10 protein-coding genes are annotated in these 14302 nt (G+C 63.2%); 8 read left to right on the top strand and 2 right to left on the bottom strand.

Annotated elements, in window-relative coordinates; translation table 11 throughout:
- Positions 1–472 precede the first annotated feature (472 nt).
- Positions 473–1354: a hypothetical protein gene (locus QWZ03_RS16925; protein ID WP_290333792.1), complete on the top strand. Its 882-nt coding sequence runs from the start codon at positions 473–475 to the stop codon at positions 1352–1354.
- On the top strand, positions 1344–2591 hold the full coding sequence (locus QWZ03_RS16920) for a hypothetical protein (protein ID WP_290333791.1): 1248 nt from the start codon (positions 1344–1346) through the stop codon (positions 2589–2591). The genes QWZ03_RS16925 and QWZ03_RS16920 overlap by 11 nt, the downstream gene beginning before the upstream one ends.
- A 115-nt stretch (positions 2592–2706) precedes the next feature.
- Here QWZ03_RS16920 and QWZ03_RS16915 read toward each other — a convergent pair whose 3' ends face one another.
- Complete coding sequence (locus QWZ03_RS16915; RefSeq protein ID WP_290333790.1) at positions 2707–4443, bottom strand: hypothetical protein; 1737 nt, start codon at positions 4441–4443, stop codon at positions 2707–2709.
- Between the two features lie 265 nt (positions 4444–4708).
- The gene (locus QWZ03_RS16910) at positions 4709–5920 is read right to left on the bottom strand and encodes an esterase/lipase family protein (protein WP_290333789.1); all 1212 of its coding nucleotides are present in this window, start codon (positions 5918–5920) and stop codon (positions 4709–4711) included.
- Positions 5921–6384: 464 nt separating this feature from the next.
- On the opposite strand from QWZ03_RS16910, the gene tkt reads away from it, so the two are divergent.
- The 6 genes from tkt to QWZ03_RS16880 form a co-directional block, all read left to right on the top strand.
- Complete coding sequence (gene tkt / locus QWZ03_RS16905; RefSeq protein WP_290333788.1) at positions 6385–8379, top strand: transketolase; 1995 nt, start codon at positions 6385–6387, stop codon at positions 8377–8379.
- Between the two features lie 206 nt (positions 8380–8585).
- Positions 8586–9602 carry a type I glyceraldehyde-3-phosphate dehydrogenase gene (gene gap / locus QWZ03_RS16900; RefSeq protein WP_284195457.1) on the top strand — a complete coding sequence of 339 codons (1017 nt, stop codon included), beginning with the start codon at positions 8586–8588 and terminating at the stop codon, positions 9600–9602.
- Positions 9603–9730: 128 nt separating this feature from the next.
- Entirely contained in the window at positions 9731–10900 is a 1170-nt protein-coding gene (locus QWZ03_RS16895; RefSeq protein ID WP_290333786.1) for a phosphoglycerate kinase, read from the top strand.
- Between the two features lie 8 nt (positions 10901–10908).
- Entirely contained in the window at positions 10909–11754 is an 846-nt protein-coding gene (locus QWZ03_RS16890; protein WP_290333785.1) for a DUF4349 domain-containing protein, read from the top strand.
- Between the two features lie 80 nt (positions 11755–11834).
- Entirely contained in the window at positions 11835–12899 is a 1065-nt protein-coding gene (gene fba / locus QWZ03_RS16885; RefSeq protein ID WP_284195454.1) for a class II fructose-bisphosphate aldolase, read from the top strand.
- Positions 12900–13141: 242 nt separating this feature from the next.
- The coding region (locus QWZ03_RS16880; protein WP_290333783.1) for a methionine aminotransferase at positions 13142–14302 on the top strand (1161 nt) is incomplete at its 3' end.

Below are 14302 nucleotides of genomic sequence, written 5' to 3'. Positions count from 1 at the left end.
TTTCCCCACGCCCAAATCCCCGTCTAGCGCCTTGCCATCTGCCTGCCATCGCCAGGCAACAGGCTCTATGGCCACCACTCGCCCATTTGCAAGCCACTGATACCAAACCCGATTTTTTGGTCATGCACCGGCATTTCCGCAACAGCCTGCCTCCCAAGCGGTTGCTAGGCTTGCGAATTAGATCATTTGCTCTAGGATGCACGCACACGCCCCAGCAAGGGGCGGGTTAGCGCCAACAGGCTGCCCTGGCTGCAAAGTCGCATCGCTGGCAGGCCTGCAGAAACACCGACTTCATCCTGCTGTATCGCACCTGCGGCGCGTCGTTTGCCGGTGCCGTTTCGCCGTTGTAGCTGTCCGGTCGGCAGCGCATGGCAGCCTCACGCTAGATGGGCAATTGCCGTACCGGAATCAACGCCCGGCCCCGTCCTGGTGCCTGGTGATCCGAATGGAGCATGAAACGAAAGGGGTTAGCATGATCAAGCTGTACCGCAGTCTTGTCGCACTCTTTGTGGTAGCCGCCACCGCGCTGCCAGCCTATGCCGCCAACTACACGCTATGGGTCAACGGCCGTACCGGCGGTGGCCAGATCGGCAACTACAACAGCTTTACCTATTGGGGCCCCGCGACGACAGCCGCTGGCGTCAACAAGAAGGCGGTCAACTGGGATGGCCGCAGCAATGTCTCCAGCCAGAACTATCTGATACGCGACGCATTGGACTGCTTCTGCACCGGCACCAACTGGTGCTATATCGCCGCCCATAGCGCAGGCGACCTGATGATGGGCTACACCCTGGCCAACTACGGTGGCTCCACCCGCTACAAGAAGAATGCCTCGCCCAATGCTGCCGGCCAGTGCGGCAATAGCGACGGCAGCACCCAGGTGGGTTGGAACATCAAGTGGGTCAATGTCGCCTCGGGCGCCGGCGGCGGCTCCGAGCTCAGCGACGTGGGCTCGTGGACTACGTCCGAGCCACTGGTGAAGGACCTCAAGACCACCACTGCCCGGGCGCTCTACAACCACAACAGCACCCGCAATGTGTGGTTCTACATGTTTGCTGGCGCCAGCGGCACGCTGTACTCGGGCATCCTGCCGGGCCAGGATGACGAAGCCGTGGCCTACCACTCTACCGGTGGGGTATCGGGCAGTGGCGGCCAAGGCCTGTGCAACCCCAGCGATTGGTTCTGCAACGACCTGAACATGGGCACCGCTGCCAACGAGGGGGGGAGCACCAAATGGTCCTATCACTCGGTCAAGTTCCGCGACAACAACGAGAGCTATAACCACTACGCCAATGGCAATTGGGGCGGCATCATCTCGGTGGTGCGTGCCGATACGGTGACCAATGCCCAGTAAGGCGACACCTGCAGCACCCGCGCCGGCCGCAGCAGGCTGGCGCGCATGGCTAGCCTGCATCGCCGGCGGGCTGGCCGTGCTGGCTGGCCTTACCTGGTGGCTCGATGGCGATGGCCCGACGGCCGTGCAGGCAGCCACCGCAAAAGACAGCACTGCTGCGGTGGCACCCACGCCTACCGGTTGGCCCGCACTGGGCCAGACCCAGTCGCCGGCCATGTCGCCTGATGAGCGGGCCAAGCAACTGGCGGTCTGGACCGAGCGGCTGGAGCGGGCCAAGCACACCCTGGCCAGCTATCGTGAAGGCACCCGCTACCCTTTCGAGTCGCGCCCCATCAGCGAGCATGCCGACCAGACCTATCCCAACCGACCGGTAGCGGAAGACAGCGCGCTACGCACCGAGGACGGTCAGACCGACCCCACCATCAACGTCAAGACTTCGCAAAGCCGCGTCTTCATGGCGGCGGGCGAAAGCGTGGTGTTCACCATCGCCGCCAGTGATCGCAGTGGCCAGCCGGTGGCCTTTACCGTGACCCAGGCCCGCGCCCTGGGCATGCCCTCGCCGGGCCGGGGTGGGCAGCTGCCTCAGCAGGCCGTGGTGTTTGGTGACGCAGGCCTGCAGGGAGATGCCCGCGCTGGTGACGGCGTACAGAGCGCCTTGCTGGCCCCCGCCCAGGGGCCATTTGCTCAGTACGATGGTGCCATACGCGTCGAGGTCAAACTGAAGCTGGCCGGGCGGGAGGGCCTGCATGGTTTTGATGTGTATTACTCGCCCGAACAACCTGCCGTCTGGGCTGGACCGGTGCGCGAGGTAGTGGAGCGGGGATCGCTCTACCTCTATATGCCGGTGCAGGTCAGCACGCCCGGTCGCTACCTGGTCAGCGGTCGTCTGGACGACGCCAGCGGCAAGCCCCTGGCGCTGCTGAGCTTCAACGATGTGCTGCCGGCCGGCCTGCAGCAGATCAAACTGACGGTATTCGGCAAGCTGCTGCGCGACCTCAAGCCCAGTTTTCCGCTTACCTTGCGCGATGTGGATGGCTATCTACTGAAAGAAAACACCCACCCCGACCGCGCTTTGCTGCCACGGCTAATGGGCACGGTGCATGTCAGCAAGGCCTATAGCCTCAATGGTTTCTCGGCCGATGAATGGACCAGCGAGGAGCGCGACCGCTATCTTGCCGAGTATGGGCGGGATGTAGACTTGGCGCAGGGCCAGGTGGACCAGCTGACAGGGCCGTGAGAGCCGGCTTCGGACTCAAGACAAGGATAGGCGGTGACGCCTGAGCGGGCGCCAGGGAGACCCTGGCGCTTGTCATCAGCTGAATCGGCTGCAGGCTTTGAACGCTGCGAGCCTTTTAGGGCACGCGCTTCGAGACGGCAAAGCGCTTGTAGGCCTCGCTCTCGGGGTTGAACAGGGCGGCCCGCAGCTTGGCGTTCAAGGTATCGAAAGCCCGCTCGGCCATCACGCGGTAGACGCGCTCGGTCGGCGGTATATTGCCTGTCGGGCTGTTGTCCTCATTGGGCACCTCGAAGACATCAGGTGGCTCGACCGACAGCGCAAACTGCCAGCCTAGCGGCTGGTCTGGTAGGGCCACGTTGGCGTCGAAGTTGCAGATCAGGCCGACGAACATGCGCTTGTCATTCGGTTCATCCTTGGAGGTATAGACCTGGCCCGAGGGCTGGATCTGGTAGGCGATGTCCAGCAGCGGCAGCTTCTCGTTGATGCGCTTGGTGTGGCTGAGGCTCAGCACATCGTTGGGGAAGATGACCGAGAAGCCCCGCTGCAGGCCCTCGATGATGCGCGTTTCACGGGCCGCTGCGGTATCGGCCTCAAACTGCGGTGCGGCAGGCGCCATCGTGCCCTGGTTCTGGCGCGCATAGGCCGACAGCTTTTCATCCATCTCCGCCAGGGCCTCGGTGGTCGGTCGGCTGAAGCGTATCTGCACCGAAGGGTTGCCAGAGGCTTCCAGGTTGGCCAACAGCGCTTGCATGAAGGGCACCAGGGTAGGGTCTGATGCCGCGGCCTGCCGCTTGAACTTCTCGAACGCACTTTGATAGAGCTTGTGGATTGCCACCTTGCCTTCGCCCTCCAGCCCGGCAGCCGGGTAGCGCTGCAGCACGGTACGGATGGCAGTCACGCTGCGCTTGTCCAGGGCTTCCTTGAATGCAACGCGGGGCAGGGCGGCCTGCACCTCGGCGATATGGTAGCGGCCATGCTGCAGGTATTGCTGGTGGGGCGCCTCATAGGGCTGGGAGGCCAGCGATGCGTAGGCGGCATCGTCGCTCAGCTTGTTGCGCAGGTACCAGAGCGGCAGGCTGATCAGGCCGCCCAGCAGCAGGGCGATGCCGATACGCCAGCGGAAGAATGGTGCCAGCGGGGCAATGGCATGCTTGCCTGGCTTGCTGGCGCCAAGTTTGATGCGACCGGTGCGGACGGGGTACAGGGGATCGAACTGGAGCAGGCCTTTCAAGTCCTGTGCCTGGGCCATGGCCTGTTCCTGGTCGCGCAGGGCCGGGATCTGCTGTAGCAGCTGTGCCATCTTCTCCGCATTGCGGTTGCGTATGCTGAAGACGTACTTGCTCTTGGGGCCGAACTGGAAGGTGATGTCGGTGCCCTGGTACTGGCCGTTGCCATCCCGCTTGTGCGCTACCTGCTCATCGGTGAGCTGGTTCAGGTCCAGCAGCGTCAGCGCGGTCGAATCTGCCACCAGCATGGAACGGGGAAACAGATAGCTGCCCGGTGCAAAGGGCAGCCGCCTATGCAGCACGATGGCACGCCAGGCTCCCAGGATGGCCAGTGCGATGGTCGCCAGGCTACCGCCGTAGACCAGCAGGGAGTAGGGGCCGTCATGCATCTCGGGCGAGCTGACCTCGCCAAAGCCGCCCTGCGCATACAGGAACAGTACAAAGCCGGCCAGGGCTAGCAAGCAGGTGTAGGACAGCAGTTGCACGATCAGGCTACGCCGGTTGGCGAATATCAGGCCAGGACAGGCGGTCTTGGGCGCCAGCGCGGTGGCCAGCTCCTTGCGCACCAATTCGGGTAGGGCGCCGATCTCGAAGGTTTGTACCGGAGGAATTTTCAAGTTGTTCATAGGGTATGGAATGGCTGGATAAGGGAATATAGCGAGGGCTTGCTCAAAGTCTTTTCGCACCGTACCTACCCGCAGGGCTGAAGCGGGAACGTGCCAGGTGCAAGGCGAGCCCCATTACACCCGATTCGACTAAGACCTGGCAACGCCACCATCCCGTGGGGTAGCCAGGTGGGCGCGCAGATCGTGCCCAGGGGGCTGGGTGGCGGCCCACCTGGGCTTGGTGCAGCGATACGCGGCCTTGCTACGGCTGGCTGAGGCGTCACACCTACAGGCGCTTCAGCATATCCGCGTGCTGGCTGTAGAAGTTCACCAGCCGCCAGTTGTAGAACAGGTTGCCGGCCACATCGCCACTGCCTATCACCTCCCAGTGATCTTGCTGGCTGTAGCCCATATGGTTCCACTTGCCCTGCTGGGGCGTGCCGTTGTATTCCACCAACGGTGCGCCGAAGGGCGCCTTCATGCTGATGGTGTTGACCACACCATCGTTCTGGCGCCAGCTCTCGCCGTAGGCGCGATAGGCGCCCATGCCGGTAGCGAAGGGGATCAAGGGCAGGTTGGTGCTGGGGTCGGCATAGTGGTTACCGGTGATCAGGCCGGGCAGGGTAGTGGCGTTGGTGAAAGAGAAGTAATACACCTGCGGCGAGGTGCGTACCCAGGCCCGTTCGGCGGCAGCGCCCTCGGGGCTGAGGGTGTAGAGGCCCACGTCCCGGCTTTGCCAGATGGGCGAGGCCCAGACCCGGTTCCAGTAATGCTGCTGGCTTTCGCCGGCGGCGCGCGCCAAGCCCCATTGATCCAGCTTGAAGTCATAGGGAAAGTCTTCCGGATTGCCGCCCATGCCCACGGCGGCGCCGGCCAGCTTGAGGAGCTGCTTGGCGAATTCATTGAAGCCACTCAGCTTGCCAAAGGTGGTGCCATTGTTGGCGCCAGCGATGGTGGTGATGGAGCGTACCCAGTCCTTGCCGCCCAGATAGAGTTCGGACACCCCGCTGCCACTGGCGGCCCGCTCGGCGGCCGAGCCGTTGCGCAGCAGTTCCACCAGCATGTTGACGGTAGGCGCACCCTGGCTGTGGGCAATCAGGTGGATACGGTTGGCGGCATCCCATTGTGGCAGGCGCCTGGCATCCTCGTAGGGGCGGTTGCCGTTGTAGCAGCGGCCCATGCGGGCATGGCCGTGCTGCGCGGCATGGGCGGCGCCATAGTCCACGCAGCCGCCCTTGAGCTGGAAATACAGCTCCACGCTGCGGTCCCAAGTGGAGCTGAAAGGGCCGACTGCGGCGGTGACGGTAGGGTGGCCCAGCTTTTTCAGCTCCTCCTGCAGGTCGGTGGTGCCGCCCCAGTGGGGGTACAGGCCCCATAGCTCGTCGCGGTCCCAGCCGGCAAAGCCGTGTACCAGTACCAAGGGGTCGTTGTTGGCGGCATTCGCCGTCAAGGTAGCCAGGCCCAGCAGGGCGGCCACCCAGTGTGCGGTTCGATACATGTCTGCTCCAGTTTTATGTTTGGGGCCGCCTGTCAGATAGCCCTGGCAGGGCCGGGTGACGGGTGGCGTCCTTATATGTGCCGCGCCGCCGGCTAAAAAACGCCAAACAAAACAAGGTGGTGGCGACGCTTACACGTTATAGAGCAAGCACTCGGTCAATATGCAAGTAGCATCATTAATCCGGCATGCACTGATACAGCGGGCGGTGAATTGGCGCTGAGCAGGCGCTTTCCAGTCACCGGCGCAGTGGCATCCGCCATGGCGCTGGCTGTAGCGGCACACAATAAAACCCGCCTCCGTAGCTGTAACAAAACTACGGCTAGAGCATGAATTCCAACGAAATATCAAAGACTTGGCTTGCCCTGGTGGGCCTAAAAAGGGATAATGCGCGCGCTTTTGAACCGGCCCGACCCCTTATTGCGGGCCGTTTGTTTTCCGCCTACCCCAAGCGAAAGAGAACCTAGATGGCCGCTACCCGTACCCAACTTGCCAATGCAATCCGCGCCCTGTCCATGGATGCGGTGCAACAAGCCAACTCCGGTCATCCCGGCGCGCCCATGGGCATGGCCGAGATCGCGCTGGCCTTGTGGGGCGGCCATCTCAAGCACAACCCGCAGAACCCCGAGTGGGCTGATCGTGACCGCTTCGTGCTGTCCAACGGGCACGGTTCCATGCTGATCTACAGCCTGCTGCACCTCACCGGCTATGCCTTGTCCATCGACGATCTCAAGCAGTTCCGCCAACTGCATAGCAAGACGCCGGGCCACCCCGAGTACGGCTACGCCCCGGGCGTGGAGACCACCACCGGCCCGCTGGGCCAGGGCATTACCAATGCCGTGGGCATGGCCATGGCCGAGAAGCTGCTGGCCCGTCAGTTCAACCGCCCCGGCCACGACATCGTTGACCATCACACCTATGTCTTTCTGGGCGATGGCTGCCTGATGGAAGGCATCTCGCACGAAGCCTGCTCGTTGGCCGGCACCTGGGGCCTGGGCAAGCTGATTGCCTTCTGGGACGACAATGGCATCTCCATCGACGGCCATGTCGAAGGCTGGTTTACCGACAACACGCCCAAGCGTTTCGAAGCCTATGGCTGGCATGTGATTGCCGATGTGGACGGCCACGATGTGGATGCCGTGAATGCCGCCATCCAGGCTGCCAAGGCTGAGACCGGCAAGCCCACCCTGATCTGCTGCAAGACGGTGATCGGCAAGGGTTCGCCCAACAAGCAGGGCACCCACGATGTGCATGGCGCCGCCCTGGGCGCGGCCGAGATTGCCGCTACCCGCGAGCACCTGGGCTGGAGCCACGCACCGTTTGAGGTACCGGCCGACGTCTATGCTGGCTGGGATGCCAAGGCCAAGGGTGCGGCCAGCGAGAGCGACTGGAACCAGCGCTTTGCTGCCTACCGTGCTGCCCACCCCGAGCTGGCTGCCGAGTTCGAGCGCCGCATGGCGGGCGAGCTGCCGGCCGACTGGACCGAGTTCAAGGCGGCCGCCATCGCCAAGATCAATGACGCAGCGCAGACCGTGGCTACCCGCAAGGCCAGCCAGATTGCGCTGGAAGCCTTCTCGCCCAAGCTGCCTGAATTCCTGGCCGGCTCGGCCGACCTGACCGGCTCCAACCTGACCAACTGGTCGGGTTCCAAGTGGATAGACGGCGAGGGCAATGGCAACTACATCAGCTATGGCGTGCGCGAGTTCGGCATGGCCGCCATCATGAACGGCATGACCCTGCACGGCGGTCTGCGCCCCTATGGCGGCACCTTCCTGATGTTCAGCGAATACGCCCGCAATGCCCTGCGCATGTCGGCCCTGATGAAGATCAACCCCATCTTCGTGTTCACCCACGATTCGATCGGCCTGGGCGAAGACGGTCCTACCCACCAGCCGGTGGAACAGACCGCCACCCTGCGCTACGTGCCCAATATGGACACCTGGCGTCCTTGCGACACCACCGAAACGGCGGTGGCCTGGGCCCATGCCATCGAACAGAAGAACCGCCCCAGCAACCTGGTGCTGAGCCGCCAGAACCTGCCCTTCGTCAGCCGCGATGCGGGCCAGATTGCCGATATCGCCAAGGGTGGCTATGTGCTGCGCGAGGCCGAGGGCGGTGCTGCCCAGCTGATCCTGATCGCCACCGGCTCGGAAATCGAACTGGCACTGAAGGCCCAGACCCAGCTGGCCACCGAGGGCATCCGTGCCCGCGTGGTGTCCATGCCCTCGACCAATGTGTTCGATCGCCAGGATGCGGCCTACCGCGCCAGCGTGCTGACCCGTGGCGTGCCGCGCGTGGCCATCGAGGCCGGCGTATCTGACTTCTGGCGCAAGTATGTGGGCCTGGACGGCGCCGTCATCGGGATGGACACCTTCGGTGAATCGGCCCCGGCACCCGCGCTGTTCAAGGCCTTCGGCTTTACCGTGGAGCAGGTGGTCGCCACGGCCAAGTCCGTGCTGTAAGCCGATAGGTCAGAACGGCCCCGCCGATCAGCGGGGCCGTTTTGCTTGCGCGTAGGCAGGATCGCGACCCGGTTCTTTCGCCGCGCTGCAACAAATGGTCGTGTTTGTAGCTCCCTTTCAAGCATTTGGACGGTTACAATCGCGCCCTTGTAGTCATAATGGTAGCGACTACATTTTGAGCTGCCATCGTCATGGAGAACTCCAGTATGTCCATCCGCATCGCCATCAACGGCTACGGACGCATCGGTCGCAACGTGTTGCGCGCGCTGTATGAACTCAATCGCAACGAAGATTTCAAGATCGTCGCCATCAACGCCTCGGGTGACATCGAGACCAACGCGCATCTGACCCGCTTCGATACCGTGCATGGCCGCTTCAACGCTGAAGTGAAGGCCGATGGCGACTGGTTGCGCATCAATGGCGAGAACATCCGCTTCTTCTCCACCCGCAATCCGGCCGAGCTGCCCTGGGGCGAGCTGGGCATCGACATCGTGCTGGAATGTACCGGCGCCTTTACCAGCAAGGCCAAGTGCCAGGCCCACCTCAATGCCGGCGCCAAGAAGGTGCTGATCTCCGCACCGGGCGACAAGGACGTGGATGCCACCGTGGTCTACGGCGTCAACCATGACATCCTGACGCGTGACATGACCGTGGTGTCGAACGCGTCCTGCACCACCAACTGCCTGGCACCCGTGGCCCAGGTACTGAACGACCACATCGGCATCGTCAAGGGCCTGATGACCACCATCCACGCCTACACCAACGACCAGGTGCTGACCGATGTGCGTCACAAGGACCTGCGCCGCGCCCGTTCTGCCACGCAGAGCCTGATCCCCACCAAGACCGGTGCCGCTGCTGCCGTGGGCCTGGTGCTGCCTGAGCTCAATGGCAAGCTCGACGGCTTTGCCGTACGCGTACCCACCATCAATGTCTCGATGGTCGACCTGACCTTCCAGGCCGCCCGCGCCACCAGCAAGGAAGAGATCAACGCCCTGATGCGCGATGCCGCAGGCGGCGGCAAGCTCAAGGGCGTGCTGGGTTACAACGACCTGCCGCTGGTCTCCATCGATTTCAACCACACCAACGAAGCGTCCATCTTCGACAGCACCCTTACCAAGGTCAGCAATGGCGATCTGGTCAAGGTCGGTGCCTGGTATGACAACGAATGGGGCTTCTCGGTGCAGATGCTGAATACCGCCCGCGCCATGATGCAGGCCAAGTAAGCGCAACGCCAAGGCTACTCTGCCAGCGTTGCAGTAACAGGTTCGGGGCGCGTAAGCGCCCCGAACGCACTACAGGCGCCCACGCTGCTACATTGAGGGCATACGCCCACCCTCACCCGAGACTCGCCATGAACTTCAAGAAGCTTACCGACCTCGAACTTGCCGGCAAGAAAGTGCTGATCCGCGTGGACATGAATGTCCCGGTCAAGGATGGCGTGATCGGCGACGACACCCGTATCCGCGCCTCGCTGCCCAGTATCAGCCATGCCCTGGCGGCCGGTGCCGGCGTGATTCTGATGACCCATCTGGGCCGCCCCACCGAGGGCACGATTGCCGAGGAAGACAGGCTGGCCCCGGTGGCCCGTCGCCTGGGCGAGCTGCTGGGCCGGGATGTGCCCGTGATTGCCGACTGGGTCGGCCATACAGTGCAGGCAGGCGAGCTGGTACTGCTGGAGAATGTGCGTACCAATGTCGGCGAGAAGAAGAATGCCGATGCCCTGGGCCAGCAATATGCGGCCCTGTGTGATGTCTTTGTCAACGATGCCTTTGGCACGGCCCATCGTGCCGAGGCCTCCACCCATGCGGTGGCGCGGTTCGCCCCGGTGGCCTGCGCCGGCATTCTGCTGGCAGCCGAGCTGGATGCGTTGGGCCGTGCGCTGGCGCAACCCAAGCGGCCCCTGGTGGCCATCGTGGCCGGTTCCAAGGTGTCGACCAAGCTCACCATACTGGAATCGCTGGCCGACAAGGTAGACCAGCTGATCGTCGGTGGCGGCATCGCCAACACCTTCCTGCTGGCCGAGGGCAAGCAGATAGGCAAGTCGCTGGCCGAAGCCGATCTGGTTGACCAGGCCCGTGCCGTGATCGCCAAGATACGCGCACGCGGCGGCGATGTGCCGCTGCCGGTCGATGTGGTGGTGGGGCAGAAATTCGACCCGGCCGAGCCCGCTGTAACCAAGCCGTTGGCCGCCGTGACCGACAGCGACATGATATTCGACATCGGCCCCGATTCGGCCGCGCAACTGGCTGCCGTGGTGGCCCAGGCGGGCACCATCGTCTGGAATGGCCCGGTCGGCGTATTCGAGTTCGACCAGTTCGGCAAGGGCACCGAGACCCTGGCCCGCGCCATTGCGGCAAGCCCGGGCTTCTCCATTGCCGGTGGCGGTGACACCCTGGCTGCCGTGGCCAAGTATGGTATTACCGAGCAGGTCGGTTATATCTCCACCGGCGGTGGCGCTTTCCTGGAATTCCTTGAAGGCAAGACCCTGCCGGCAGTGGCGATGCTGGAACAGCGGGCTTGAACCTGACCATGTCGCTCGCTGAGTCTAGTTCCTTCCCCAAGGTACTGATGCCCCTGCTGCTGGTCCTGGCGCTGACCGCCTGTGGCCAAAAGTCGGCCGAAACCGCGCCGGAGATGTCGCTGGCGGCCGCCGCTGCACCGGCAGCCGACATGGCGGAAGCCAAGCCGGGAGCTACGCCGCGTCGCTACCTGGCGATCAGCCATTATCTAGAGGTGGAAACAGCGGCTGAGCAGGTCGAGCCCATGTGGCGGCAATTGCAGGCCAAGGTGGTATCGCTGGGTGGCGAGGTCGTGAGTGCGGAGTTGTCGCGCGGTGACGCCCGCCAGCCGACGGCGACTTTGTCGCTGCGCCTGCCGCCCCAGCATGTGCCCAGCCTGTACGCCTTGCTGGCGCAAGGGGGCGAGCTGGTCAATACCCGCACCGACAGCGAAGACAAGACGGCCGAGGTGGTGGATGTGGAGGCCCGCCTCAAGAACCTGACCGAAGCCCGCGACCGGCTGCGGCAGATGTTGGCGGAGCGGCCGGGCAAGCTGAGCGATGTGCTGGAGGTGCAGCAGGCGCTGACCGAAACCCAAAGCCAGCTGGACAGCTTTACCGGCCAACGCAAGGCGCTGGCCGACCAGACCGACAAGGTCAAGCTGGACCTGACCCTGCACCCACCGCGCAGCGTGATCGAGCGGAGTGCCCTGAGCCCCCTGCGGGACGCCTGGCATTCGGTGGGCTACACGGCCTCTGCCAGCCTGGCCGGCCTGTTGACCTTTGTGGCGGCCCTGCTGCCCTGGCTGTTGCTGCTGATACCCGTGGGTCTATTTATCCGCCGCGCCTGGCGCAAACGCCGCGCGGCTAAAATGTAGTCGAGATTACAGTGCTACAAGCCTGCTAAAATCCCGCACAAACCATTGCCTATTGGCACCCATTGTTCTTGGAGTGAACTATGTCCCTCGTCTCGATGCGCCAGCTGCTCGACCACGCCGCCGAAAACGGTTACGGCCTGCCGGCTTTCAACGTGAACAACCTGGAACAGGTCCAGGCCATCATGCAGGCCGCCGACGAGTGCAACAGCCCGGTGATCATGCAGGGCTCGGCCGGTGCCCGCAAATACGCTGGCGAAGCCTTTCTGCGCCACCTGATCCTGGCTGCGGCCGAAGCCTACCCGCACATTCCCATCGTGATGCACCAGGATCACGGTGCTTCGCCCGCCGTCTGTATCCAGGCCATGCGCTCGGGCTTCTCCAGCGTGATGATGGACGGGTCCTTGCTGGAAGATGCCAAGACCCCATCAAGCTATGACTACAACGTCGACGTGACCCGTCGCGTGGTGGACATGGCCCACGCCATCGGCGTGAGCGTGGAAGGCGAGCTGGGCTGCCTGGGTTCGCTGGAAAGCGGCATGGGCGAGAAGGAAGACGGCCACGGTGCCGAAGGCGTGCTGACCCACGACCAACTGCTGACCGATCCGGATGAGGCTGCCGATTTCGTCAAGCGCACCCAGGTCGATGCCCTGGCCATTGCCATTGGCACCAGCCACGGCGCCTACAAGTTCACCCGCAAGCCCACTGGCGACATTCTGGCCATCGAGCGCATCAAGCAGATCCACGCCCGCATCCCCAATACCCACCTGGTCATGCATGGCTCCAGTTCGGTACCGCAAGAGTGGCTGGACATCATCCGCGAGTTTGGCGGTGAGATGAAGGAGACCTATGGTGTGCCAGTGGAGGAGATCGTCACCGGCATCAAGTACGGCGTGCGCAAGATCAATATCGATACCGACATCCGCTTGGCCATGACCGGTGCTACCCGCCGCTTCCTGGCCCAGCACAAGAGCGAGTTCGACCCGCGCAAGTTCCTCAAGGAAGCCACCAGCGCGGCCAAGGATATCTGCAAGGCCCGTTTCGAAGCGTTTGGCTGTGCCGGCCAGGCCAGCAAGATCAAGGCGATCTCCATGGAGAAGATGTCCGATCTTTACAAGCGCGGAGAGCTGGCGGCTGTGGTAAAATAAGAAAGCAATAAAATCTTGTTTTGAAAGACTATACTGAACTATCAGAATTTAGTCGTATCTGAGAATATACGCGTGAGCTTGATTCGGTTTGCCGCCGCCCGAGAAAGCGGTACTTTCGAAAGACTTACCCCGCCTTGCGCGGGGTTTTTCTTTGTGGCGCCGGATACGCGCACTGCCTTGGTGCAGACGGTTTTCAGCTCATTGCCAATGGCTATTTGGCAGTAGCCCCAAGCACGGGCAGCATGGCTGGGTCGCTACCCAAAGGCCCAGCCGCCATGCCCTTACAGTCCAAGTTCCCTGATCTCGGCCTCACCATCTTCAGCCGCATGAGTACGCTGGCGGCGGAGACCGGTGCCATCAACCTGTCGCAGGGCTTTCCTGATTTCGCCTGCGATGCCGCATTGCTGGACGGCGTCAACGCTGCGCTGCAGGCCGGGCACAATCAGTACGCCCCCATGCCAGGCCTGCCACTGCTGCGCCAGGCCATCGCCCACAAGTTCGAAGCCAGCGCTGGCCTGCTGGTCGACCCTGAGCGCGAGATCACCATCACCGCTGGTGCCACCCAGGCGCTGTACACCGCCATTGCCACAGTGCTGCGGGCGGGTGACGAGGCCATCATCCTGGAGCCGGCCTACGACAGTTATGCGCCCGCTATTGTGGCGCAGGGTGCGGTGCCGGTCCGCGTCAGCCTGGCGCCACCCCGCTTCGCCGTGGATTGGCAGGCCGTGGCCGCTGCCGTGACCCCGCGCACCCGATTGATCATCGTCAACAACCCCAACAATCCGGCCACCAGCATCTTCTCCCGCGCCGATCTCGACGCCCTGGCCGGCATTGCCGAACAGCATGATCTGCTGGTACTCAGCGATGAGGTGTACGAGCATCTGGTGTTCGACGGCCAGCAGCATGCCAGCGTACTCAGCCACCCGCAGCTACGCCCACGCAGCTTTGCTGTGTACTCCTTCGGCAAGACCTTCCATGCCACTGGCTGGAAGGTGGGCTACTGTGTGGCCGCTCCAGCCTTGATGGCGGAGTTCCGCAAACTGCACCAGTACCTGGTGTTCTCAGTCTCCACCCCCATGCAGCACGCCCTGGCCGCCCATCTGCAGCAGGCAGCCTCCTGGCAGGGCCTGGCGGCCTTCTACCAGCAAAAGCGCGATCACCTGGCGGCAGGACTGCAGGCAGCGGGCTTTACCCTGCTACCCAGTGCCGCCACTTATTTCCAACTGGTCGATTATTCCGCCATCCGGCCCGATCTGGGCGAGCTGGCCTTTGCCGAATGGCTGACCCGCGAACACGGCGTGGCCAGCATCCCGGTATCGGCTTTCTATGCCGATGGGCGAGACCACCATATTGTGCGGTTCTGCTTCGCCAAGCAGCAGCAGACACTGGATGCCGCCATCAGC

Origin of the sequence: Chitinimonas viridis (genome assembly GCF_030409555.1) — a bacterium.
GTDB lineage: Bacteria > Pseudomonadota > Gammaproteobacteria > Burkholderiales > Chitinimonadaceae > Chitinimonas > Chitinimonas viridis.
The sequence above is the reverse complement of the archived record's forward strand: the minus strand, read 5'-3'. Positions and strand labels throughout refer to the sequence as shown.

What these genes read in the sequence shown, in the direction of transcription:
- gap (WP_284195457.1), top strand. Translation starts at nt 8,586, where the DNA reads ATGTCCATCCGCATCGCCATCAACGGCTACGGACGCATCGGTCGCAAC.
- QWZ03_RS16920 (WP_290333791.1), top strand. Translation starts at nt 1,344, where the DNA reads ATGCCCAGTAAGGCGACACCTGCAGCACCCGCGCCGGCCGCAGCAGGC.
- QWZ03_RS16915 (WP_290333790.1), bottom strand. Translation starts at nt 4,443, where the DNA reads ATGAACAACTTGAAAATTCCTCCGGTACAAACCTTCGAGATCGGCGCC.
- QWZ03_RS16895 (WP_290333786.1), top strand. Translation starts at nt 9,731, where the DNA reads ATGAACTTCAAGAAGCTTACCGACCTCGAACTTGCCGGCAAGAAAGTG.
- QWZ03_RS16910 (WP_290333789.1), bottom strand. Translation starts at nt 5,920, where the DNA reads ATGTATCGAACCGCACACTGGGTGGCCGCCCTGCTGGGCCTGGCTACC.
- QWZ03_RS16925 (WP_290333792.1), top strand. Translation starts at nt 473, where the DNA reads ATGATCAAGCTGTACCGCAGTCTTGTCGCACTCTTTGTGGTAGCCGCC.
- QWZ03_RS16890 (WP_290333785.1), top strand. Translation starts at nt 10,909, where the DNA reads ATGTCGCTCGCTGAGTCTAGTTCCTTCCCCAAGGTACTGATGCCCCTG.
- tkt (WP_290333788.1), top strand. Translation starts at nt 6,385, where the DNA reads ATGGCCGCTACCCGTACCCAACTTGCCAATGCAATCCGCGCCCTGTCC.
- fba (WP_284195454.1), top strand. Translation starts at nt 11,835, where the DNA reads ATGTCCCTCGTCTCGATGCGCCAGCTGCTCGACCACGCCGCCGAAAAC.